The 24836-nt window shown below is 47.8% G+C and carries 16 protein-coding genes; 13 read left to right on the top strand and 3 right to left on the bottom strand.

Features of this window, described 5'->3' with window-relative positions; all coding sequences use genetic code 11:
• Positions 1–466 precede the first annotated feature (466 nt).
• The 3 genes from JOY44_RS05495 to def all read left to right on the top strand — a co-directional run bounded on the left by JOY44_RS05495 (position 467) and on the right by def (position 4113).
• Entirely contained in the window at positions 467–1663 is a 1197-nt protein-coding gene (locus JOY44_RS05495) for an AAA family ATPase (protein ID WP_171572679.1), read from the top strand.
• A gap of 517 nt (positions 1664–2180) precedes the next feature.
• Positions 2181–3446 (top strand): HhoA/HhoB/HtrA family serine endopeptidase, encoded by a 1266-nt coding sequence (locus tag JOY44_RS05500; protein WP_207211158.1) that lies wholly within the window; start codon positions 2181–2183, stop codon positions 3444–3446.
• 91 nt (positions 3447–3537) lie between these two features.
• On the top strand, positions 3538–4113 hold the full coding sequence (gene def / locus JOY44_RS05505) for a peptide deformylase (RefSeq protein WP_171572681.1): 576 nt from the start codon (positions 3538–3540) through the stop codon (positions 4111–4113).
• Here the strand turns inward: def and JOY44_RS05510 are convergent.
• Positions 4099–4470, bottom strand: a complete 372-nt coding sequence (locus tag JOY44_RS05510; RefSeq protein ID WP_171573717.1) for a sulfite exporter TauE/SafE family protein — start codon at positions 4468–4470, stop codon at positions 4099–4101. The two genes, def and JOY44_RS05510, sit on opposite strands and share 15 nt — an antisense overlap.
• A 213-nt stretch (positions 4471–4683) precedes the next feature.
• Here JOY44_RS05510 and JOY44_RS05515 point away from each other — a divergent pair, with 213 nt between their 5' ends.
• From JOY44_RS05515 to JOY44_RS05525, 3 genes are all read left to right on the top strand, one after another.
• A complete protein-coding gene (locus tag JOY44_RS05515) occupies positions 4684–5535 on the top strand; it encodes a neutral zinc metallopeptidase (RefSeq protein ID WP_171572682.1) in 852 nt (283 codons plus the stop codon).
• Positions 5536–5657: 122 nt separating this feature from the next.
• A complete protein-coding gene (locus JOY44_RS05520; protein ID WP_171572683.1) occupies positions 5658–6080 on the top strand; it encodes a photosystem I reaction center subunit II PsaD in 423 nt (140 codons plus the stop codon).
• 124 nt (positions 6081–6204) lie between these two features.
• A complete protein-coding gene (locus JOY44_RS05525; protein ID WP_171572684.1) occupies positions 6205–7101 on the top strand; it encodes a hypothetical protein in 897 nt (298 codons plus the stop codon).
• Positions 7102–7131: 30 nt separating this feature from the next.
• Here JOY44_RS05525 and JOY44_RS05530 read toward each other — a convergent pair whose 3' ends face one another.
• Complete coding sequence (locus tag JOY44_RS05530; RefSeq protein ID WP_171572685.1) at positions 7132–8589, bottom strand: hypothetical protein; 1458 nt, start codon at positions 8587–8589, stop codon at positions 7132–7134.
• A gap of 394 nt (positions 8590–8983) precedes the next feature.
• On the opposite strand from JOY44_RS05530, the gene JOY44_RS05535 reads away from it, so the two are divergent.
• From JOY44_RS05535 to JOY44_RS05565, 7 genes are all read left to right on the top strand, one after another.
• The gene (locus JOY44_RS05535) at positions 8984–10480 is read left to right on the top strand and encodes a polysaccharide biosynthesis/export family protein (protein WP_197984986.1); all 1497 of its coding nucleotides are present in this window, start codon (positions 8984–8986) and stop codon (positions 10478–10480) included.
• A gap of 317 nt (positions 10481–10797) precedes the next feature.
• On the top strand, positions 10798–11886 hold the full coding sequence (locus JOY44_RS05540) for a glycosyltransferase (protein ID WP_171572686.1): 1089 nt from the start codon (positions 10798–10800) through the stop codon (positions 11884–11886).
• A 33-nt stretch (positions 11887–11919) separates the two neighbouring features.
• Positions 11920–14145: a GumC family protein gene (locus tag JOY44_RS05545; RefSeq protein ID WP_171572687.1), complete on the top strand. Its 2226-nt coding sequence runs from the start codon at positions 11920–11922 to the stop codon at positions 14143–14145.
• A 68-nt stretch (positions 14146–14213) separates the two neighbouring features.
• A complete protein-coding gene (gene hepC, locus JOY44_RS05550) occupies positions 14214–15125 on the top strand; it encodes a heterocyst development glycosyltransferase HepC (protein ID WP_171572688.1) in 912 nt (303 codons plus the stop codon).
• Between the two features lie 169 nt (positions 15126–15294).
• Complete coding sequence (gene hepA, locus JOY44_RS05555; protein ID WP_171572689.1) at positions 15295–17148, top strand: heterocyst formation ABC transporter subunit HepA; 1854 nt, start codon at positions 15295–15297, stop codon at positions 17146–17148.
• A 485-nt stretch (positions 17149–17633) separates the two neighbouring features.
• Positions 17634–18278 carry a hypothetical protein gene (locus JOY44_RS05560; protein ID WP_171572690.1) on the top strand — a complete coding sequence of 215 codons (645 nt, stop codon included), beginning with the start codon at positions 17634–17636 and terminating at the stop codon, positions 18276–18278.
• A gap of 243 nt (positions 18279–18521) precedes the next feature.
• Positions 18522–18704, top strand: a complete 183-nt coding sequence (locus JOY44_RS05565) for a CsbD family protein (RefSeq protein WP_171572691.1) — start codon at positions 18522–18524, stop codon at positions 18702–18704.
• A gap of 110 nt (positions 18705–18814) precedes the next feature.
• Here JOY44_RS05565 and JOY44_RS05570 read toward each other — a convergent pair whose 3' ends face one another.
• Positions 18815–24439: a PAS domain S-box protein gene (locus JOY44_RS05570; protein WP_197984988.1), complete on the bottom strand. Its 5625-nt coding sequence runs from the start codon at positions 24437–24439 to the stop codon at positions 18815–18817.
• Positions 24440–24836 lie beyond the last annotated feature (397 nt).

The raw sequence follows: 24836 nt of genomic DNA on the forward strand, positions 1-24836 counted from the left end.
GAGGGTGCTTGTAAGATGAATAGCCATGCTTGCTGAATGAATCGGGCAATAGCTCCTAATAACCCCCAAGAAGATAAAAGTGTCAGTAAAATCACTGCGATCGCCCACAGGGGATGAGTCACCACCCAAGCCACACTCGGATGGTCTGCTATCCACATTTGAACAGAAGTAGTAATCATTTCTTGAACGTTTTTCGCGATCGCATTATTCAAGTGATTAGCTTTTTATAATATTTCATCCAGTGCAAGCTTAGCTTTTTCTACCATTTGAGCAACGCTCCCCAAGATGGTGTTATTTTCACTGCGATCGCTGACTCATTCAGCTTACCAATACAGATATTCTTGCTATGCTACAAATGTAGTATAGCGCCGAGCGGTTTACAGATTCACTCGTTATCATGGGTGAATGTTTGTGTTCTGGCGATCGCTTCTGCCGCTGCATTTTCCCATGCTTCACCCCCATTCCTATGACCTATTTCGATCAATTTGATCCTTATAACTCCAGGCAGCCGCAGGCGCAGGGACTTTTGAGCGCGGGGTGGCGACCTTATTACCGACAGATCGATCCTAAATTCTTGGCAGATTTGGTGTTACGAGATACGCCTGAATTGGCTCACAAGTGGTTTAGCCTCAACAGCAACTTGGCGAACATTGCAGGGCGCAATGAGTTTGCCTGGTGGGCAAATATGATGAATTTATTCTCCACTGAGGCGCGATATCATGTGGATGATTTTTGGAACTATATCACCCCCGATCCGCCTTATCCCGATCACCGTTTTACTGATGTGCTGAGTGTGGAAACGCCGATCAAGCCGATGATCAGCCGGGATGCGATCGCGATTGATCACGTTTTCAGCCGACTGCGAGAAATCATCATTCTTAAGATCCTCAAGTTTTTAGGACGACCCACCCTCATTACTCAGCACTATCTTGATCGCTTTTTTTACTTTCCGATTGAGCAATTTGTCAACTGGGAACGGCTTGATGTCATCAATACCGCCTATGGCTACTGGGAAGACCCAGAAGTGTGGCTGCAAATTGACAATGTGGGTAAAGAACGCCGCTTGACTCTGCTAGCCCGCGATCTTAGCCCCTTGGTTCGCAAAGTAACCCATGGGTTGGCAGTTATGCTGAGCGGGTATCAGAGCCGCGTGGGACAGATTCAATCCCAGTTCTCCATTCGCAGCTTTCCCCAAGAAATTCAAGCCTTTACCGATATTGTGCAGCAAGCAATTTTGGATCAAGATCAACTGGCGGTGCTGGTGAGCGGTGAACCAGGGACTGGTAAAACCGTTTGGACTCAGGCGATCGCCAAAGAAATTTTGGTTTCCCTTGGCTATGTCACCTTTATTTTGGATCACGATGCCGTCCAAAATTTTGCCCCACCTCCCTATCTAGAGCGTATCTGCCTGATCATCAATGAAGCCGACAACCTCGCCCAAGATCGTTCTATGGAAGTTGCGCAATACAGCAACAAAACTGAACATATTCTTAGCCTGCTGGATGGCACCCTTTACCGCAGCGTCATCGACGAAATGGGAATGCAATCGGATCAAAAACTCGTGATTCTCATGACCTGCAACACGACTGAGCGTCTCGATCCTGCCATGCTGCGTAAAGGGCGCATCGATTTGACCTGTGAATTCACTCACCGCTTTGTTTAAAAATAGAAGGCAAGGTGCAGCTGATTTGTCCTCATCCCAAGTCTTTTTCCTCAGGGAGCAAGGCTTTCAGACCTTTTGAAATTCCTTCTTCCAGCCAGAAAAGGCTAGGTTGGGAGCAGATTTGACTTATTATCTCTAAGATTTATATCTCTAGTCAGTAACGCCCAAATAAAAAGGCAGACATCAAACCCAAGGCACCCTTCCTGAAAAGGTTTCACCTAGCCAACACAACCAATTTCTTGATCTTGAAATGGTGGTTGATGTCTACCGCAGTTCATTCACCTGTTGTCCTATAGTCGCAAAGCGATATGTCGATGTCGTGTTTCAGAGATGAACTTAAAATGACAGATAGGGGAACCTATATTAAGACTGTGTGAGGAGCAAAAAGAGCCGTTCTGCGTCTAAGTAACGGATGCCGCTGTATCACTTTTCTGTAACGAAAACGTTATCCAAACGTCATCCTCCTTGGTTACAGTTTGAATTAATCGATATAAATCTCATGCGAAACAGGACTACGATGAACACTTCAGCCAACCGACCTGAATCTCAAAGATTGTCATGGAAAAAGTCTGCTATTTATTTGACGTTGCCGCTATTTGGGGTAGGGGTGACATTGATGGGCGATCGCTGGGTTTCCTCCAGTGCCGCAGCACAGCAATCTGTAGCAACGCCAGCAGCAACGCTCCCGATAGCGAAACCAATGGAAATTGCTCAAGTACCGAGCCGCAGTAGTGGCATTCTTTCAGGCAATGATTCTAACTTCGTGGTCAACGCAGTGGATCGCGTTGGATCGGCAGTTGTGCGGATCGACTCATCTCGAACAGTGAGGAGGCGTGTACCTGCAATCTTTAATGATCCGGCTTTCCGCCAATTTTTTGGGTCGCAAATTCCTTTGGGTCCCTCAAGTCGAGTAGAGCGGGGGCAGGGATCGGGTTTCATTATTCGTTCTAATGGACTAATTGTGACCAACGCCCATGTCGTGAGTGGTGCCGATACGGTAACGGTGACGATGAAGGATGGACGGGAATTGAGAGGGCGTGTGTTAGGCGCAGACTCTTTGACCGATGTGGCAGTGGTAAAGGTGGAAGCGACCAATCTGCCAACGGTGGTTATGGGAGATTCGGAGCGGCTGAAACCAGGAGAGTGGGCGATCGCGATCGGCAATCCGCTCGGCTTAGATAATACCGTTACTGTTGGTATCATCAGCGCTACTGGACGCAGCAGTTCGGAGGTACGGGTTCCTGATAAACGCGTCAACTTTATTCAAACCGACGCAGCGATTAATCCTGGCAACTCCGGCGGCCCACTGCTAAACCAGCGCGGTGAGGTTATTGGGGTGAATACCGCAATCATTGGTGGTGCTCAAGGCTTAGGCTTTGCCATTCCCATTAACACAGCGCAAAAAATTGCCGACCAACTGATTGCTAAAGGTAGAGTTGATCACGCCTACTTGGGAATTCGCATGGTAACTCTGACTCCTGCCCTGCGACAACAGATCAACAGTGACCCCGAAGCGAACCTGAGAATCACGGACGATCGCGGTGTTGTGGTTGTCGGCATCCTGCGGAACTCACCTGCGGCTCAAGGTGGGCTGAAGCTGGGAGATATAATCCAGAAAATCAATGGTGACGCGATCGCGACTTCTGATCAAGTGCAACAAGCGATAGATAAAAACGCAGTCGGAGGAACCCTTCAGGTGGGAGTGAAGCGCAGTGGGCAATTGCTGAATCTAGCGGTGCGTTTAGGCACATTCCCCACTCAAACTGCACAAGCAGGAGAGTAAAAAACAGAATAGGGACAGCGATCGCTGAGGCTGTGTGAGCGTAGCGAAACGCACCATGAAAAAGGGTGAACGAGGAGTGAAGAGTCAAAAGATGGAAAATACTAAACCGTTGGCAGTGATTGAGCTGGGAAATCCAACATTGCGACGGGTAGCACAGGTGATTCCTCTAACAAGTGATTCGCCGCTGCTCTCCTTACCCGATACGCAGATTCAAACGCTGATTGACCAGTTGCTGCTAACGGTGGAGCAATCCAATGGTGTAGGAATTGCTGCTCCCCAAGTGGGCGAGTCGATACGATTATTCATCGTGGCATCTCGCCCCAATCCCCGCTATCCCAATGCACCGGAAATGTCACCCACAGCAATGATTAACCCACGCATCATTGCTCACTCACCAGAGACCGACAAAAGCTGGGAGGGTTGCCTTAGTGTTCCAGGAATTCGGGGCTTGGTGCCGCGCTATACCACTATTCAGGTGGAATATACCGGACGAGATGGCAACCTTTATCAGCGAACCCTCACGGATTTCGTCGCCCGGATTTTTCAACACGAACTTGATCATTTGGATGGCATTGTTTTCCTTGATCGCGTAGAAACCACCCAAGACTTGATGAGCGAACGAGAATATCAGACCCAAATCGTTGGGGACGACTCATCTAAAAAATAGGTAGCGTCCGCCAATCACAAACAGAAAAACGCCGTATAGCTTTTTCATCATCTCGCTGCTGACATAGGGTTGATTGGCGAACAATGCCCCAAACAAGTTGCCAATTAACAACCCGATCGCAATATATAAAGCGTGCCAGGGGTTTAAATTGCCATTGCGCTGATACACGATCGCGGCAAACAACCCAATCGGCAAAATTTGCGCTGCCACCGAAGTGCCCGTTGCGAACTTTTGATCCATACCCAACAGCAACACCATCGCCGGAACCATAATCGCGCCGCCACCAATGCCAAACATGCCACCTGCAATTCCAGCGACCAGACCAATGATCAAAAGCTGAACAATCACGTTAGACACCGATTCTTCTCCCAATACTAATACCAGCCCGAGCATCATAGCTCTGATATACACGAGCGGGAGTGTCAAACATAACTAGGCAAGTTGGATGGTAGTCAGGTCTAAGTGAACAAGAATTTTCTCTAGCCAACTCTTACCTTGTGGTGATGAAGTGATTAACTGAGATCGCTAAAGTTGATCACAATTGGTTGTTTTATCTCAGGGAGAGTGACGATGAAGTGGCAAATGGGTCGGCAAAGTAACAATGTGGAAGATCAGCGCGGACGTGGAGTCGGCACAGCCGTTGCGGGTGGCGGTATTGGAACGATTTTGCTTGCCATTGTTGTAACGTTGCTGGGCGGCGATCCAAGCATCGTTTTGGATCAGGCTTCCGACAATCCACCCGCCTCTAACGCTCCCCAAGGAAGCAACGCTCCCGCTCCAACGGAAGAAACTAAGTTTGTCGCTGCAGTGCTTGCCCAAACCGAAGATGTGTGGAATGAGCAGTTTCGCACGTTAGGTAAAACCTATCAGGAACCGAAATTGGTGATATTTTCGGGCGCGGTACGGTCTGCTTGTGGTGTCGCGCAGTCGTCTACAGGTCCGTTCTATTGCCCTAGCGATCGCAAAGTGTATCTCGACACCAGCTTTTTTCGCGATATGAAGAATCGGCATCAATCACCGGGTGATTTTGCTCAAGCCTATGTGATTGCCCATGAAGTGGGGCATCATGTGCAAAATCAGCTTGGTATTTTACCCAAAGTAAACCAACTACAGCAGCAAGTGAGCAAAACCGAAGCCAATCAGCTTTCTGTGAGAACCGAGCTTCAGGCAGACTGTCTTGCTGGCGTGTGGGCAAACCGGACAAATAAAACGAAGCAAATTTTGGAACCCGGCGATATTGAGGAAGCCTTAAATGCGGCTAGCCAGATTGGAGACGATCGCTTGCAGTCTCAGGCAAGGGGTTATGTGGTGCCCGATTCATTTACCCATGGCAGTTCCGCCCAACGAGTGCGCTGGTTTAAGCGCGGCGTTCAATCGGGTAGCATCAAACAATGCGATACCTTCAGCGCATCAAGTATCTGATAACTATCGTAAACAAAAGGTTAATGGCTGATAGCTAAAGAACTGTTACAGTTCCCCGAAAAGACCACAGAAGGGGTCAAGCTCAGTGATAGGATTCCCTAAAACATTGAGAGAAACATCCAATGGTAGAAACTCTTACTGGACAGCCTCCCATTTTTGGTGGTAGCACTGGTGGACTGCTGACAAAAGCCCTAATTGAAGAAAAATACGCAATTACCTGGACTAGCCCTACCGAACAGGTTTTTGAAATGCCGACTGGTGGCGCTGCTGTTATGCGACAAGGTGAAAACCTTTTGTACTTAGCTCGTAAAGAGCAATGTCTAGCATTAGGCGGTCAGCAATTGCGGAAGATGAAAATCATGGATTACAAAGTCTATCGCATTTTCCCCAATGGAGAAGTGCAATACTTGCACCCTGCCGATGGCGTTTTCCCTGAGAAGGTTAATCCGGGTCGTGCTTATCACGGTAAAGTCGATCGCAACATCGGCAGCAACCCTGATCCAGCTAAGCTGAAATTCAGTGGTGTCGCTCCCTATGAAGCATAGTTTTTGAGTGAGTAGTTAACTTCAACCCCTGGGCATTTATGTCTTGGGGTTTTTTACTAAGTTAGTAAGAAACAAACGGGTTTGAGTATCGAACTCTGTCGCCTATCCCTTTTTCCTTTCTCCTATGTCTCCCCTTCGGATTTTGCTGCAAACTACGATTCCTACAACAGCCGATGACTGGAGCATTGCCCGGTTCTCGCTGCTGCATAATTATTTATCGTCACTGCAAGATGAGGCAGGAAATCCCCTGTGTGAAGTCACCTCACGCGATCGCGAAGCCAACGAGAACGGCGATGATCCGGTGTTGAGTACACTGGATACTTCAGACTTTGATGAACTGTGGCTGTTTGCTGTGGATGTTGGGGATGGCATCAGTGAAAAAGACTGCGAAGGTATCTCAGATTTTCGGCGACGGGGCGGTGGCATGGTAGTTACCCGCGACCATATGGATTTAGGCTGCTCGGCTTGCGCTTTGGCAGGGGTGGGCGATGCTCATTATTTCCATACCAAAAATCCCGATCCTGATCCGTTGCGCCACTGTATTGATGATCCCTACACGACTCACATTTCCTACCCCAACTATCACTCTGGGAGAAATGGAGACTGCCAGCACATCACTATTGTGGAACCCACTCACGACTTGCTAAAAAATCCCGCTGCCACAACGGGCATAATTCAATTTTTACCAGCGCATCCCCATGAAGGTGCCGTTGGTGCACCTGTCAATAATCCTTATGCAAGGGCGATCGCTACTGGAACCAGCCTGATTACGGGGCGCACATTCAATCTGGCGATCGCGTTTGAGCGGGAACAAGCTGCCCAAGGCAACCTGCTGGGGCGCGCCGTAGCCGAATCGACCTTTCATCACTTTTGTGACTACAACTGGGATGCCCGCTTAGACTGTCCCAGCTTTGTCGATGAGCCACCTGGAGACACCATGCAAACTGAACCCCAGGCTCTTCCCGACTTGAAAGCCTACCTACGAAATTTAGCGCTCTGGCTAGCCCCGCCTAAGTCGTAGGATTAGGTATGGAAACCAAGTCAAAATTCCTTATGAATTTGGCAGAGTAACTTTTTGCGACTGAACTGGGTTTGCCTGTGGCTGCTCGGTTAAAACAACAATTACCTGACGCTGGTAGTCAATGAATCCATAAGCAGGATAGCCAGCACTGTCAGAGCTTTTGCTGCTTGCTGACCACTCCTTTTGATAATCCTGAAAAGCGACCTGACGAATTGCGAACTTTTCAAGCTGCCTGTACTGTCCTGCTTCTTCAGCAGCTTGTTGAGTTAGAGGCATGAGCGTCATCGGTTTAGCCACAGGTGCCCGTTGTGCTAAAGCGACAAAATCTTGCAGGCGACCAGGCGACCCGACAGGCTGAGTGGAAGAATTTGAGGATGAAGAAGCGATTGCAGACCAACGGTCAGTCAACGCTGCGCTTTTGGTAGCGCTATTGGGCACCTCCGATTCGATCGCGTTATTCGATTCGATCGCACTAGGGGTCGAATTTAACTGAGACGGCTCGGCTGCTGGAGTCGCAGGTTCAGGTACGGATGGTTTGGGTGCAGCTAGCTCGTTCTCTACCCGTGGAGGAGTTATTGGGGAAAACTCAGCGTTAGGTTGCTCACGGGGCAAGGACACGGGATTGGCTACAGTTGATGAAGGTTGAGACGGGTTGCCTAGCGTGGATGTTGCGCCAGATGGCTCAGAGTTAATGCTCTCTGGAACTGCGATTCCCGTAGGGATCGTTTCACGAATCGCCGAGACAGGCAAAGCATTGCTCGCAGTTATGGGGGGCAAGGGAGGACGTTGAAGGTTGGGCAAATCTTGGTAGGCAGGACGTGTCAACGGCTTCATGCCAGCCGGGGGGGGAGCACTTGTCACGGTGCGTTTAGCTGGCAGACTGCGGCTCACCGTTAACGTTTCTGGAACGGTGGCAAGCGTCACACTAGGCAGCATGGGCGCAAAGCTTTGTGGGGTCGTCTGATTAACTGAATTTTGGCGGGGGGAAACACGGGGAGCCGAAACAGATTGTGGAATTGCTTGGGGTTGAGATCGCTGGGCTTCTAGTTTTTCGGGTGCTGCTGAAACTGGGCGAAGTACCGAAACCTTTGCCCGTTGCTTAGGCTTAAGTGGCGGTGTTTTTGTATCTGGCGGAGCAGTCGGTTTGTTTAGGGCATCTCCAATCAACAGCCCGGACACCACGGTTGCCGCCACAAGCCCCGCCCCCAGCAATACCGTTGTGGAAATTGATTGCTGTTTTTCAGCCGACTCAGCTGCATTAGCAGATTGCACTACCTCATCTAAATAAAACTGAAAATAGGTGAGGGGACCATTTGTATGAACATCATAAGGAATGGGTGGCTTTTCTGGGCGACCTAAAGCGGGCACCTGTTCATCGTTTTTAGATTTCATCGGTTTCAGCATCTTGCCTGGTGCGATTTGACCATTTGCAGTGGCTGGTATGACCGCTTGATGCTTTCGTCCCGGATAGTCCCATGATCTGGTCATACACTGAAAACTCCTGGAACAAACGCGATAAGAGTAGATAGATAGGCTTAGATGGATTCAACCAACAAAGAACACCAATAAGGCAAAGCTACTTTCTTAGCTATTCGCGGGTTTAACTAGCAATCAGGATCTTCATCAGAACTTTGCGTTTCTTTGCTTTGTTATCAGAAACTTAATGGGAACTTTAAGAAGCTGATACAAAACTCTCCGGAGAAGCGGGCATTACGGACGAACAAATAGGGGAGCGCGTCTTTCTCCGTGAAATTAGGGAGTTAATATTCTTTTTGATTCTCTCAAAACACCCTATACGGAGAAGCTGTTAAACGCTGATTTATTACTCTGCTATTTTTTGTAACTGATTGCGATCGCCCTTGTTCTCCCGCTGTCTCTACCTATGTCTCTTTCTACCACTCGTTTTTTTTCACTTTATGGGTCGTGGTTCAAATACCTTGATAAACGGTTTGCATCGTTGCCGTTGGTATGGATAGCCGCATGGACGTTACTGCCTAGCCTGGTAATGGAACCCGCGATCGCTCAGGCTCCGGCAAAAATACAACCCAGTTCAATAAATTCTCTAACGTTACCGGAGGGCGATGGTTATTTGTTAGGAGCGGGCGATCGCGTCAAGATCGATGTGTTTAGCGTTCCAGAAATCACGGGTGAATATACAGTGTTGCCCAACGGCACCCTGAATATGCCACTCGTTGGTGCTGTAGGTGTGCAAAATAGAACGCTCAAACAAGCATCTGGCGCAATTGCAGCTCGCTATTCTCCTGTTTTGCAAATTCCGGTGATCACAGTGAACTTGGTGGCGGCACGTCCGATTCGGGTTGCGATCGCGGGAGAAATAAATCGTCCCGGCTCTTATACAGTGACTGCTGCTGCCTCTCAGCCAGACGGAAACCTACCCACCATGACTCGCTTGGTGCAGCTTGCTGAAGGCGTTACCCAGGTCGCCGATCTGAGGCAGGTGCAAGTGCGTCGGTTGCGCCCAGTTGGTAGCGGCGGAGATCAAGTGGTAACGGTGGATCTCTGGCAACTATTGCAGGCTGGAGATTTGCGGCAAGATTTGCGCCTGCAAGATGGGGACAGCATTCTGATTCCGGCAACGGCAACCGTTAATTTGGACGAAGCACGACAACTGGCATCCGCTAATTTTGCGACTCAGAACAGTCGTCCCCTCAAAATTACGATAGTGGGACAGGTTAATCGCCCCGGACCTTACACCTTGCTGGAAGGCAATGTTGCCCAAGGAGCGCAACTGGTTAATCCTAACTTGCTGCAAGTGCCCAGCGTGACTCGTGCGATTCAAGTGGCAGGTGGCATCACGCAACTAGCAGATATCCGCAATATTCAGGTGAAACGATTCACTCGATCTGGCGCTCCTCAACTGGTGAAATTAGATCTGTGGAAATTATTAAAAGCGGGAGATGCTCTGCAAGATTTGCCATTACAAGATGGAGATACGGTAGAAATTCCTGAAGCCACTTCGGTGAGTGATCGCGAAATTTCTGAACTCGCCACTGCTAGCTTTTCACCTGAAAGAATTAGCGTCAATGTTGTAGGAGAAGTTGAAAGACCAGGTGCAGTTTCTATTCAACCAAATACTCCATTAAACCAAGCAATTCTAACAGCCGGAGGATTTAATCAGAAGGCAAAAAAAAGTAATGTTAGTCTTATTCGAGTCAATCCAAACGGCAGCGTTAGCAAGCGAGATATTTCAATTGATTTGACAAGAGGAGTCGGTGAAAATGATAATCCAGCTTTGCGAAATAATGACATTATCATTGTCAAAAAAACAGGATTTGCGACTTTTCTTGACTCTACAAGCACCTTTATAGGACCATTCTCAGGAATATTAGGTGTTCTTAGAATTTTTGGTGGTTTTTAGAAAAAAGCAGAAAGATAGACAGTTGAAAAATAGCCACAAGATAGATATTTTATTATTGAAAGTTTGTAAAATTTATATTAGCCAGTCAATCAGTAATACCTTTTCATCGAGGAAATCAAGGCTTTATGAAGGGTGGAACAAATCATGTTTTACCTTCTTCAAGTAGTTCATTATAAAGATAATCAGGTCAACTACCAGTCCTTATTTTGTTGCCGCTATTTCCATATTTAAGCAACAAGATATGCGGAGAGTATCAAAAGCAAAATTGCTTTATAACGCTCACAGATACTATCTGAAAAATAAGCTGGTTAGTAGTGATGAAAATTGCATTGGTTCACGACTATTTAACTCAAAAAGGAGGCGCAGAGCGCGTTTTTGAACTGCTCTGTAAACGCTTTCCTGATGCAGATATCTACACCTCGCTATATGATCCTCAGCGCACAATCGATTTGGGCGATCGCCTGGTTCACACAACCATGCTGCAAAGCATTCCAGGAGCCGCAAAAAACTTCCGGCTGATGGCTCCTTTCTATTACCCCGCGTTTCGTGCCCTCGATTTGCAAGACTATGACCTGATCATTAGCAGCAGCACCAGTTTCGCAAAAGCGGTGCGGAAGCGTGCTGATGCGATGCATATTTGCTTTTGCCATAACGTCACCCGCTTTTTGTGGGATACACAAACCTATTTGCGAGAATTTAGCGGTTATCAAAACCTCTACCCGTTTATCGAGAAAATATTCCAGGTAATGCGGCAATACGACCTGAAATATGCCCAGGAGCCTGACCTGTATATTGCGAACTCCAGCACTGTGGCGAAGCGTATTCGAGACATTTATGGCAAAGATGCGATCGTGATCAATTATCCAATCGATGTAGATCGCTTCACCTTCTCATCCCAAAAAGAGAATTTCTATCTCGCTTCTGCGCGCATGATCAGCTACAAGCGATTGGATGTCATTATTGAAGCCTTCAACTGGTTGGGCTGGAATTTGGTCATCACTGGAGAGGGTCCTGAACGCGAACGGCTGCAAGCACAAGCAATGGGCAACATAAAATTCTTGGGACAGGTGACCGACTTGGAGCGGACCCAGTTAATGTCATCGGCTCAATCTGTTGTCGTCGCTGCGTTGGAAGACTACGGCTTGGTTCCGGTGGAAGCGAATGCTAGTGGCACGCCTGTAATTGCGTATGGCGCTGGTGGGGTGTTGGATACGCAAATTCCAGGTGAAACAGGCACATTCTTCAAACGGCAAACACCCGAAGCGTTGCAATCGGCGTTACTGGAGGCTCGCGACATTTCCTGGGACTATCAGCATATTCGAGATCATGCGGTCAGCCAATTTTCGGAAGCTGCCTTTTTTGGCAAAGTTGATCGCGTTTTAGAGCAGTCATATCAGGCAGCTTAAATTGCATCCGTAATAACGTATTTGGTGATATTCATGCAGGCAACTCAGACCAGTTTTAATCCAGAGATTCAATCTGAAGCGGGTTATGGGCAGATATTTGCCATTCTGCTGCGTCGCCGATTTTGGGTTTTAGGAATGCTGGTTGCTGCGATTGGGGTTGCCGCCTTGCAAACTATTCGCCAAGCTCCAACCTACGTGAGTAGTATGCAGCTACTGATCGAATCGAACTACCAGGGAAAACCCAATCTCGATCGAGATAGTGGTTTAGAAAATGAATTTTCTGATGCCAATGTTCAAGTTGATACAGCGACCCAAATTAATGTGATGCAGAGTTCGGAGCTGCTACGCCGAGCAATGGTTTTGTTGCGGTCAGACTATCCTGACATCAATCCTGATGATCCGAACAGTGTTGCAGGTTTTAAGGGGACTATCGATATTACTCAAATTACGCAAAGAACTGGCAAAGAAAATGTTGCAACTAAGATTTTTCAAATTGTTCACAATGGCAATGATCCAGTTGAAACTCAAAAAGCATTAGAAGCGTTAAAGAAAGTTTATCTTGATTACAACTTAGAACAGCAGAAGTTACGTCTTACGAAAGGACTTGCTTTTGTCAACGAGCAACTACCGCAAGTAAAAAACAAAATGCAACAGGCGGAGTCTGCATTAAAGCAGTTTCGTCAAAATCAAGAACTGATCGACCCAGACTTACAGGCAAAAGTGCAAACTGAAGGGCTTTTACGAGTTCAACAGGAACAACAAACGAATCAGGTTCAGCTTCGAGAGTTGCGAAGTCGGTATACAAGTTTACAACAACAGTTGGCGTTGTCTTCACAAGATGCGATCGCTCTGTCTCGATTAAGTCAATCTATCCGCTATCAAAACTTACTGAACGAGATTCAAAAAACAGAGCTGTTGTTAGAGCAGCAGCGGCTTCGCTTCAAAGATCAAACTCCATTTGTGCAGCAATTAAAAAATCAACGACAACGACAGTTATCGCTATTGCAAACTGAAATTCGGAGAGTGTTAGGAACAAGTTCTGCGATTAGCAATGGTAATCCTGAGCAACTCTTGTCACAAGGGCAATTTGGTAATTTGGATCAAACCTTAGTCGGTCAGCTTGTAGAGTCTCAAGTCAATCTTCAGGCGGCACAAGCACGAGAACGTAGCTTAGCCACAATTCAGCAACAGCTGCGAGCAGAATTGGTGCGTTTCCCACAGCTACTAGCGGAGTATGGACGTTTGCAACCAGAGGTGGAGTTGTCTCAAGAAACCTTAAAACAGTTGCTTAAGGCGCAGCAAGATATTGGTTTGGAAATTGCTCGAGGCGGGTTTGATTGGCAGGTTGTAGAAGATCCGCAACTGGGTGCAAAAACAGGTCCAAGCTTAATGCGAAATCTGATGCTGGGTGCAGTTGCTGGGTTAATGTTGGGCGGTGCAGCAGCATTTGCTCGTGAATCGGCAGATGATGCGGTTCACAGTTCAGATGATTTGAAAAAACAAGTTCCAGTACCCCTCTTAGGTATGGTTCCAGAGCTAACGATTGAAGCAACGGATGATATGCCATTGCTGAGTTTGCCGTTTAGCAAGTCGCGATCGCTCTCGCCAGGAATTGATCGCGTGATTCAATGGCAACCCTTTCGAGAATCGTTAGATTTGCTTTATCAAAACATTCAACTATTGGGTAGAGAACAGCCTTTCAAGTCGCTGGTTATCACATCTGCTTTGGCTGGAGAAGGAAAGTCTACAATCATTCTAGGATTGGCAATTAGCGCGGCGCGATTACATCAACGAGTGTTGCTGATTGATGCAGATTTACGCCGTCCTAGCTTACATAAGCTGCTGAACTTGCCCAACGATCGTGGTCTTTCTAATCTGCTAACCAGCGATCGCCCAATTCCTCAACAAGTGGATACTCAAGATTCCAACCTGAGGAGCAATATTTCAGTGGTGACTGCCGGACCAACCCCAACCGATCCCGCTAAGCTTTTAAGCTCACAGCGGATGCGGCAGGTGATGGCAACCTTTGAACAGAATTATGACCTGGTTCTGCTGGATGCCCCTCCTGTACTGGGCATGGTGGATTCTATGCTGATAGGAGCTTGCTGTAATGGCGTAATCATTGTGGGGCGCATCGAGCGAGTAACACGTTTAGAGCTTACTCAAACGACTCAGATGTTGAATCAATTAAATGTGATTGGAGTGGTGGCGAATGGCGCATCACATCAAACTCGCAACGATAGGCACTACCAGCGCTAGTTGAGTCTGCTTCAGACTAATGCTGCGCATATGTTCCATGTAGTTTACGACTTTTAGTCCCCGTACTTATGCTTCACCTTCCACAATCCCTAAAGGCAAAGTATGCAATTCAGCCTATTGAAGCGTGTGCGGCTGCTTGCACCTTGAGATGGAGACAGCGAAAGTTAGTCGTTCATTGTAGTGATGAAACAACCCTTTTACCTTCGCTACAGGATCAGAACTGGTTGACCAATTGTTTACAGCGATCGCCCGTAGCCCTAGTTAAGCTAGACCTGGCAATGGGTGAAGCACGCTTAAAATCTTGGGCAAATGCCTGCCATCAGGCAAAGAAACCCGCTTACCTACGGTTATGCTCAACTCCCAATTTGCCTCAAAAGAGCCGTCCCTGGAATTGGCAGCTTAAGCGAGGAATCGACTGGATTTCAGCGGCGATTCTACTACTGCTACTCAGTCCGATAATGGTGTGTTTAGCCGCGTTGATGTTCGTCTCCTCTCCTGGACCAATTTTCTTTGAGCAGTGGCGCGTTGGAGAACGAGGAAAACTGTTCAAAATCATTAAATTTCGGACAATGGTCGTGGGTGCAGAGAATCGACATCATCAAGTGATGGGTAATCAAGCAGGGTTGCACAAGCTGAAACATGACCCACGGGTAACACCGCTAGGCTATTGGATGCGAAAGTATAGCCTAGATGAACTGCCACAGTTATTCAATGTATTGCGAGGAGAGATGAGTTTAGTGGGTCCGCGTCCGTGGGCATTATATGATGCCGTGCGAATTAGCCCAAACCTACGATTGCGGTTAAATGCACTGCCTGGAATCACAGGTTCATGGCAGGTGCAGGGGCGATCGCATGTGGTCGATCTCAACACCGTCAATCACTCCGATCTCACCTATCTGCAAGGCTGGTCGATCCGGCAGGACTTTAAGTTCTTACTAATGACCATACCTAAAGTATTGTCTGGGTTTGGTGCTTATTAAGTGACTTAAACAATCTGTTGTTCCCACTGCCCAGAGCACTCTACTTATCAATGGGAGGGTAAGAAAGATCTTTAAAACTTATAGCTTATAAACGGTGAATAGGCATAAGTAGGCGCAAGAAATCAAAAGAGCAGAACATGCACCTTAAATTAGCAAACTGGAAAAATTTATGAGGTTAAAGTTGCCAACAGTGATACATCGTTTGCTCAAGGCAAGTAGTTTTTGGAAAGATAACCAATTAATTTTGCGTGAAATTCGATTTTTCCCAAAAATTGCGGTGTTATCTCTGTTATTTCCGATGCTAGCGGCCATCTTTGAAGGATTTGGCATTGGTTTTTTGCTTGCCTTTTTGCAAACCTTGGTCAACGCAGATGCTGAACCCGTTCGTTCTGGAGTTGAGTGGATAGATGTCTGGGTTTTGGGAGCCAATGGCTCAAAATTAGATCAACTATTTCGCGTGTCGGCACTCATCCTGCTATCGACATGGATTCGGGCAATATTTAACTACCTAACAGCGGTTTATACGAGTCTGGCAAGGATTCGCCTTGTAGATCGCCTTTACCGCCAAATTTTTGAGCAACTACAGTCATTGAGCCTGAGTTTTTTTGGACAAACGCAGGTGGGCAACTTAGTCAACACGCTCACCTCGGAAGTCGGGCAACTTCAGCAGTTTCTTGGTTCATTTAGCTTTCTGTTGACAAAGGGTCTGGTGCTATTAGTTTATGCAGTGATCGCCATCAGCATCTCCTGGCAACTGACGCTGGCATCGGTGCTGTTGTTTAGCTTAATGGCAGTGGGTTTATCAACATTAAATCGACAGGTGCGGGAACTGAGTTTTCCAGTGTCGCAAGCGCGGGGAGAGTTTACCGCGATCGCCTCTGAGTTCATCAACGGCATTCGTACGGTGCAAGCCTTTGCCACCCAAGAGTTTGAGCGACAACGGTTTTATCGGGTTAGTGATGAAATCGCTGAAACGAATACTCAAGCCACTATGCAGATGTCTATTGTGCGACCCTTAGCAGAAGCGGCTGCCAGCACGATTTTAATTGGCATGATTGTGGTGGGCATGAGTGTGTTTGTCAGTAGCGGAGCTTTACAGGTTGGCGCTCTTTTGACGTTCATTTTTCTGCTGTTTCGTTTGGTTCCAGCAATCCAAGAAATCAATGGAAGCCTTGCTTCTATGGGCAGTATGCAAGGATCGCTGCACGCGATCGAAGAGTTGCTGCGGCGCGACAACAAGCCCTATCTACAAAATGGTCATCGACAGTTTACAAACTTGCAGCGGGCGATCGAGTTTGTCTCGGTAGACTTTGGCTATGGGGATGAATCGTCCGTACTGCACAACATTACGCTCACTATTTCCAAAGGGCAAACCATAGCGCTGGTCGGTTCGTCGGGCGCAGGTAAATCAACTTTGGCAGATCTGATTCCCCGGTTTTATGACACGACTCAAGGCGATATTCAACTGGATGGAGTAAGTTTGCGTGAGTTTGATATCACATCGGTGCGACAACGGATTGCCATGGTGAGCCAAGAGACATTTATCTTCAACACATCGGTACGAAACAATATTGCTTATGGCATTGATGTGGACGATGTTGAGGTCATGAAAGCCGCCAAACTTGCAAACGCAACGGAGTTTATTGAAGAGCTGCCACAAGGATTGGATACGGTATTGGGTGATCGCGGGGTTCGATTATCCGGTGGTCAACGTCAACGAATCGCGATCGCTCGTGCTTTGTTGCGAAACCCAGAAATTTTGATTTTGGATGAGGCAACCAGTGCCCTGGATTCAGTATCAGAGCGGTTAATTCAAGCATCCATTGAGCAACTATCGGTCGGACGAACAGTAATCGCGATCGCCCATCGCCTGTCTACCATTAGGCGGGCTGATAAAGTCGTTGTTTTAGAGCAAGGACAAATCATTGAGCAGGGAACCTATCAGGAGCTGCTAGCCCAACGCGGTAAACTTTGGAACTATCATCAAATGCAAAATAGCTCCGCTCTGAATTCTACTAGCTGATAATATTCATTGTTTGCACACAGGCAACAAGAGATTGCGGATTTATCCGCATCAGGAAGGGGTGCACGTAGAATTTGAGTGTCATCCAACATTTTCTCAAGTGCCTAGAATGTCGGCTTTATGCCTTTTTAGAGCAAGTAAGTAAGGTTGAAATTAAGGCGATGCAGCCGCTCTGAATCTGATGACCTGAGTCGAGATGGCAAAAGCAAAGCCGAACTAATCCCCCCGATCGCGCCCTGGATTGCTTAGTGAAGCCTCTTGCCAAACGTGAACTTAATATCGATTGTTGGATCAACAACTGAGACAACAGCCCAATCAAAAGAGTTCACTCCTGCGATAGAGAAAGTTTTACAGGTTTTCACATATAAACGTCTTAAGGAGATTTTTTAAAGCGCCTATAAAGTTCCCGCTGGCTACGTTTCAGCGTTTCTTTAATAGGTTCTCCATAAATATGTTTGTATTGTTTCGTAGGAGTTTTAAAGGCTATGTCATATACTGATCGACCCATGGATCGCCCCGTGGATTATGTTGCTGAACGTCCGATTGCGGCCCCTGTTGCGGAGTATCACGATCGTGTTCGTTGGGGTCCTATTTTTGCTGGTTTGGTGATTGCGCTCAGTACTCAACTTGTGTTAAGTGCTTTAGGTGCAGCGATTGGACTATCGGGAATTTCGGGTTCAGGTGCACCTCGCTCTAATGCTGATGAGGTTGGCTCTGCCGTTGGTATTTGGTCAATTATTAGTCTATTCATCTCTTTGTTCGTTGGAGGATGGGTTACCACTCGTGCATGTGGAGCGATGAACAAAAGTACAGCTTTGCTAAACGGGGCTATCTTATGGGCAACGACCCTGGCGATTAGCGCTTTGCTGCTTTCTATGGGTGTTTCGGGCGCTTTTGGTGTAGTCGCTTCTAACGCAGGATCGATCATCAACCAAGCCCAGCAAGGCGGCGTGAATGTTCCAAATCCAGATGCTGCAAACGTGACGGCTCAACAAACCCGTGAACTTGCCGGCAATGCAGCAAAGGTTGGTTGGTCATTCGCTCTAGGCTCTCTACTTGGTTTGGTGGCTTCTTTGCTAGGAGCTTCTGCTGGTGCTCGTCACCCTCGCACAAACACAATTCATTCCTAGACGCGATTGCGTGAGTTAGTTCTTTGAGTATTGATATCGTTCGTTTTGAGCCTTTGGCAAGGAAACGAACGATATTTTGTTGTTAAGTGTTAACGGCTCTATTCCTTGAACTTTCTGCTCTGCTAGCAAACTCTTTCCGCCGATAGAGGAGGGTTTATAGATGCATCGCTACAGTGTAATTAAGCCAGTTAAATATTTGGTCAACTGACGGTCAGCATAAAAAAACACTACTGGAGAAATACAATGTCTTTAGAAGATAAAGCAAAAGCAGCAGCCAAGAAAGTTGAAGGCACTGTCCAAGAAGGCGCAGGAAACCTTGCAGGAGATAAGGAAGCGGAAGCCGAAGGTAAAGCAAAAAAGGCTGAAGGCGAAGCCCGTGAAGGCGTTGAGAAAGCTAAAGATACTGTAAAAGACGCTATTAACTAGCATTGATTGCTCTTCTTAGTTTTAGTCAGTTGAACAAGCGTTTACCTTTATTCAAATGTGGACGCTTGTTTATTTTAGGTAAGCCAGTTTTGAGGTCTTTTGGCTATAGATTAACGGGTCAATGAATTCACGATCGCAGTGATGAGTTGTTCTGGCTCAACCGGCTTGGTCACATGAGCCTTAAACCCTGCTTCAATAATTTGTTGATGATCTGATTCTCCAGCATAGGCAGTTAAGGCGATCGCTGGGATTTGACTTTCTTGTGGCCCTTGAGTTTTAAGATAGCGAATTAACATGTAGCCATCCATTTCTGGCATTCCGACATCGCTCACAAGGACATCGATGTGGGACTGCTTTAAAACTTCAATTGCTTCCAGTGCAGAGGCTACTGTAATCACGTCGCCACCGTCCTGCTGTAAGATAAATGCTGCGAAATCTAGTGAATCGGCATCATCATCAACAACTAATATTTTTAATCCGGTCAGCGATCGCGATTTGAATGTCAGTATAGAAGGACCATTATCTTCATCCGCTGGGGCGGTTTGATGGAGCAAGGGAAGCTGCACTGTGAAGGTTGCTCCTTGCCCTTCACCAGGACTCTCTGCAAAAACTTTTCCGCCATGCAAATCGACCACTTGTCGAACGATCGCCAATCCTAAGCCTAATCCGCCGAACTGACGAGTGGTTGCTCCGTCTGCCTGTCGAAAATAGTCGAACACATGGGGAAGAAAGTCAGAAGAAATTCCTTTTCCAGTGTCTCGAATGGTGATTTGGGCATAAGAGGTGAGCGGTGAGCGACTAGTTTCACCCCTATTTCTTGACTCGTGACTCCTGATTTTTTCCCCTTTTACCTGTTTCAAACGAATGTCTATTCGTCCCCCTTCGGGTGTGAACTTAATCGCGTTAGAGAGCAAATTCCAAACAACCTGCTGAAGACGAGTCGTATCACCTGCAACGGTGCCAACGTTCGGCTCAAAAACTGTATGAATGGTGATCCGTTTTGCATCAGCAGCAAGACGAACCGTCTCTCTGGCGGCGGTAATCATAAAGGTTAAATCGACCGGGTAAATTGACAGTGCCAACTTACCTTGAAGAATACGAGAAATATCGAGTAGATCCTCAATTAATTGAGTTTGCAGTTTGGCGTTGCGCTCAATCGTTTCAAATGCCGCTTCGTATTTGTCAGCAGAAACTTTACCCGTTCTCAGGAGTTTTGCCCAACCCAGAATGGGGTTCAGTGGAGTGCGTAGCTCATGGGATAAAACTGCCAAAAACTCATCTTTCATGCGATTAGCGTGTTCGGCTTGGGCACGAGCATGATGCTCTTGCTGCAAAATTTGATCGCGCTCGTGGTCTAGTTGCTTTTGATCTTCGATATCGGTTGCGGTGCCAAACCATTTGACTACTTGCCCCAGTTCATCTTTGCCTGCAACGGCTTGGTGCAAATGCCAACGATATTCACCATCCGCCCGTCGCATTCGACCTTCCGCTTGATAGCGATCGCCGCTTTGTTGGGCTGACTGCCAGCATTCACTGAGCTGTGCAATATCCTCAGGATGGATAATTACCTGCCAGCCTTCCGTTTGTACTTGCGCCAGGCTTAACCCAGTGAAATCCAGCCACCGCTGATTCACATCCAGCAGCACGCCGTCTGTATTTGCTGTCCATACGAGTTGCGGAATCGACTCTACTAGATATCGATAGCGTTCTTCGCTTTGTCGTAGTGCCGTTTCTGCTTGATTACGATTGACTTCGTCGCGCTTTGCTTTCGTGATATCAACATGCACCCCAATCCACTCACGCAGGGTGCCATCTTCTTCAAATACAGGCACCGCTTTCACGCGCATATTACGATAGACTCCATTATGCCGCTGTAACCGATGCTCGACTTCGTAAACAATTTGGTGGGTCACTGCCCGCGTCCAAACTTGCGCCGTATTGGCTCGATCCTCTGGATGGATCGCATTGAGCCAGCCCCAACCCTTCAATTCGTCAAAGGTTTGCCCAGTGAAGGCGCTCCAGCCGGGTTGCTCGCTCACAAATTCACCTTCAGCGCTCGTATCCCAAATGATTTGAGAGGTCGCTTCAATCAACGAACGATAGCGTCGTTCACTGTGACGTAGGGCTTCTTCAATCTCTTTACGAATGACTTCATCACGCTTCACTTCGCTGATATCAATCGTGCTGCCTACAATTCGCATGGGCACTCCTGCGGCATTTCGTATTAAGAGTCCTTGATCTTGCACATGGACATAGTGACCCTGTTGATGACGAATGCGATATTCAACACGATAGCGATCGCTCTGATCCATCTGTGCTTGCCCCTCTGCTCTTGAGCGCTGCAAATCATCAACATGAATTTGCCGATCCCACCAATCGAGGGTTGGCTCCGCTTCTGCCAACGAATAGCCTAAAACACGGATTAAGCCTTCCGTTCGAGCGACAAAATTGGTTTGAATGTCCACGTCATAAATCAGCCCCCTGACAGCCTTTGCAGCGAGTTCAAAGCGATCGTTTGCCTGTTGAAGCTCAAGTTCGATCAATTTTTGGACATTAATATCTGTAGAGGTGCCATACCAGCGAATGACCTGCCCTTCCTCGTTTCTAATCGGCATCGCCCGCCCTAAATACCAGTGATATACGCCATCAGAGGCTCGTCTTAAACGAAATTCAGCTTGATAAGGGGTTTCGGTGGCGAGAGCAGCCTGCCATTGCTCAAGGCTTGTTTGCACATCATCCGGGTGCATAAATAGGTTTTCCTGGGACAGACCGCGAGTTTGTTCCAATGTCAGTCCGGTATAGTCAGCCCACTGATCGCTTACATAATCCAATTCGCCTACTGCATTGGTTGTCCAGACAATTTGTGGCATGGCATTGGCAAGCTGGCGAAACTTCTCCTCACTCTGTTTAAGGGCTTTCTCTGACTGCTGACGTTCTGCTTCAACGCGTTTTCTATCGGTGATGTCTCGATAGAAAACTCCTAAGCCTTGAGCCGATGGATAGGCATGAATTTCTAGCCAGGTATCAAAGTTTGGAGGATCAAAATAGTGATGCTCAAAATGGACTGGAACTTGTTCTGCCATTGCCCGTCGATATTGGCGCTCTACGTTGGTGCCGATGGATGCTGACCATGCTTCCCAGTGGGTTTTGCCAAGAGTTTCTGATTTGGGTCTACCGTTGATTCGCTCACTTTCAGCATTTTGATAGATCACGCGCCAATCGCAATCGAGCGCCACAAACGCATCGGTCATACTTTCCAAAATCTGGCTAATGCGCTCATAGGCTGCGTCAGCTTCTTGCTTGGCAGCTTCACTAATCAGGCGTAGGTCGTGTTCCTGGTTCGCGGCTGACTGCCGAATTTGCGCCAGTTTCAAGGTGGCTTCCACTCGTGCTAGCAATTCCCGTGCCGAAAATGGTTTTACTAAATAATCATCGGCTCCCACTGCTAGCCCTTCCACTCGCGCTTCTTCGCCAGCCCGTGCTGACAGCAAAATCACGGGCACTCCTCTGGTCAGCGGATCGGCGCGGAGGTGTTGCACCAGCTCCAGCCCGTTGAGGGTGGGCATCATCACATCGCTGAGAATTAAATCTGGCGTTTGGGCACGGGCGATCGCCAAAGCCTCAGAGCCATCCGCAACAGTGGTCACTTCATACTGGGTTGTCAGCAGCCCTTTTACGTAGCTCCGCATATCGGCGTTGTCGTCGGCTAGCAGAATGTGGGGGGTGGAGAGTGCAGAGTGGAGAGTACGAGGTACGGCGTGTGACGTTGAAGAGTTGAACTCCGTACCCCGAACTCCCAACTCCGTAGTAGTTTCTTCCGTCCTTCCGCTCGACTCCCCATCCTGAACTCCTGAACTGGTATTCGCTTCGGGTAACCAGCGCAGCGCTTCTTCAACATAGGGTATAGCACCCAGGGCTGTTGAGAATAACTGAGTGGTGCCAAGGCTCTCTGGGGGTAGATGAGCGGTGCCTGTTGGAATGCGGACGGTAAAGCAGGTGCCGCTGCCTACCACGCTGTTGACGGAGATCGTTCCACCATGCAGTTTGACTAGATCCTGCACCAGGGATAGCCCAATGCCAGAGCCTTCATAGCTGCGTCCTCTCGTTCCTTCAACGCGATGAAACCGCTCAAATAGATGGGGCAGTTCTGCGGCTGGAATGCCTGTTCCTGTATCACGCACGAGTAAAGCAACATGCTCCGTGCGCCATTCTAGCTGAACCTCAATTTCGCCCGTAAACGTGAACTTAAAAGCATTGGAGAGCAGATTTAAAACAATCTTTTCCCACATATCGCGATCAACATAAACCGCTTCTGGCAAAGGCGGACAGTTGACTTGGAGAGTCATGCCTGCCTGTTCGATCGCAGACCGAAAAACACTTGCCAACTCGCTTGTCAATGTTGCTAAGTCGGTAGGAACATAAACTACCTGCGATCGCCCCGCTTCCAACCGAGAAAAATCGAGTAAGGTATTCACCAGTTTTTGCAGGCGCAATCCATTCCGCTGCACCATTTTTAACTGCTCTTGTTCCTGTGAATCTAGTTTGTGGGCAGTCGTGGCAAGCATATCCTCCAATGGACCCAGCATCAGCGTCAGGGGCGTGCGGAACTCATGGGAAACGTTGCTAAAAAAGGTAGTTTTGGCGTGATCGAGTTCTGCCAAAGCTTCGGCGCGGCGACGTTCTTCTTCATAGGCTGTGGCATTGGCAATGCTAGAGGTAATTTGAGCCGCAACCAGATCGATAAATCCTTGATATTCTTCATTGAAGAGGCGAAATGGATTTAATCCAAGCACCAATATTCCAGCCTTTCCGGTTCCCCCATACGGCGCAATGGGCACAACCACCGCTTGATGTGGAGAACGATCCCAAACGCCAGTTGGTAAAGAGTCATAGATTGATGTCAACTCAGAGATCAAGACTACCTTATGCGTTTTGAGAACTTCTGCCAGCGACCAAGCCGAATCAGTATGGAGATCAACCGTTTCAGGTGCAGCAGTATGACCGCGATCGATTCCACTGGTTCCAGCCAAAACAATCTGCTGCTGCTCGGAATCGAGCAAATAAATCATTGCAAAGGGAAAGTCATACAGATTGGTTTGTAAACATTGGACGCTGCTAGTACAAGCTTCATCAAAGGTGCGTGCGTCAGCCGTTTTGGCAGCTAATTCTCGCAATAGTGCTAATTGGCGCTCACCAACAATCCGTTTGGTATCGCCTGTGTTGGCGCAGATAATTCCACCCGTGCCACCTTGATCATCGGGAATAGGGCTGTAAGAAAAGGTGTAATAGGTTTCCTCCGGGTAGCCGTTTCGCTCCATGATCAACAACAAGGCTTCGTCATACGTGCCTTCATTTTTGAGAATTGCGGATTCTGCTCGCGGCCCAACTTGCTCCCAAATCTCATGCCACACGGATGATGCAGGCTGCCCTAAAGCGTTTGGATGTTTGCCTCTAACAATATCTCTGTAAGCGTCATTGTAAAGATTAATCAGATCCTTTCCCCACCAGACAAACATTGGCTGACGCGAAGTCAACATGATTCGCACAGCAGTTTTTAAGCTCTGTTGCCATTGCTCTGGCGACCCTAATGAAGTGGATGACCAATCAAATGAGCGCATCAAGGCTCCCATTTCGCCACCGCCAGCAAGACATCGGGCTGTTTCAGGCGGCGGCATGCTGCCGACAGTTGTTTCCACTTGGGGTCGCAATTGCATCCCGTCCTTTGCATCCGTCATCGGCGATCATCTCCATGGCTGAGCAGTAGAGTTGCAAAATTTTGTGTCTTTGACAAAGTTCTACAATTGCGTAACAACAGGTCTAGAACATCACTCAACCCGTCCCTCAACAGCATGATTGAATAAGTCCAACAGCAAAGCAATGGTTGCTAACTATAATTATCTACTTTTAGACCCATCCAATAATCTATCTTTTGGTTGAAGTGCAAACTTCGGTGAGGACGTTGAATAAGCGCTCAACCGAACAAGTGAGGGGCGCGGAGAAGAATAATTATTACGCTGGAGCTTAGCATCATCGGCGGTGGCGCGATCGCGGCGGCACCGGGGCAGTCGTAAGCTTCACGCGTCTAACGTTAACTTCTGTTTCCGTAGGCAACATCGCTGTCTCTACAGCAGA

Origin of the sequence: Leptolyngbya sp. Cla-17 (assembly GCF_016807185.1) — a bacterium.
In the GTDB taxonomy this organism is placed as follows: Bacteria; Cyanobacteriota; Cyanobacteriia; order Leptolyngbyales; family Leptolyngbyaceae; genus ULC077BIN1.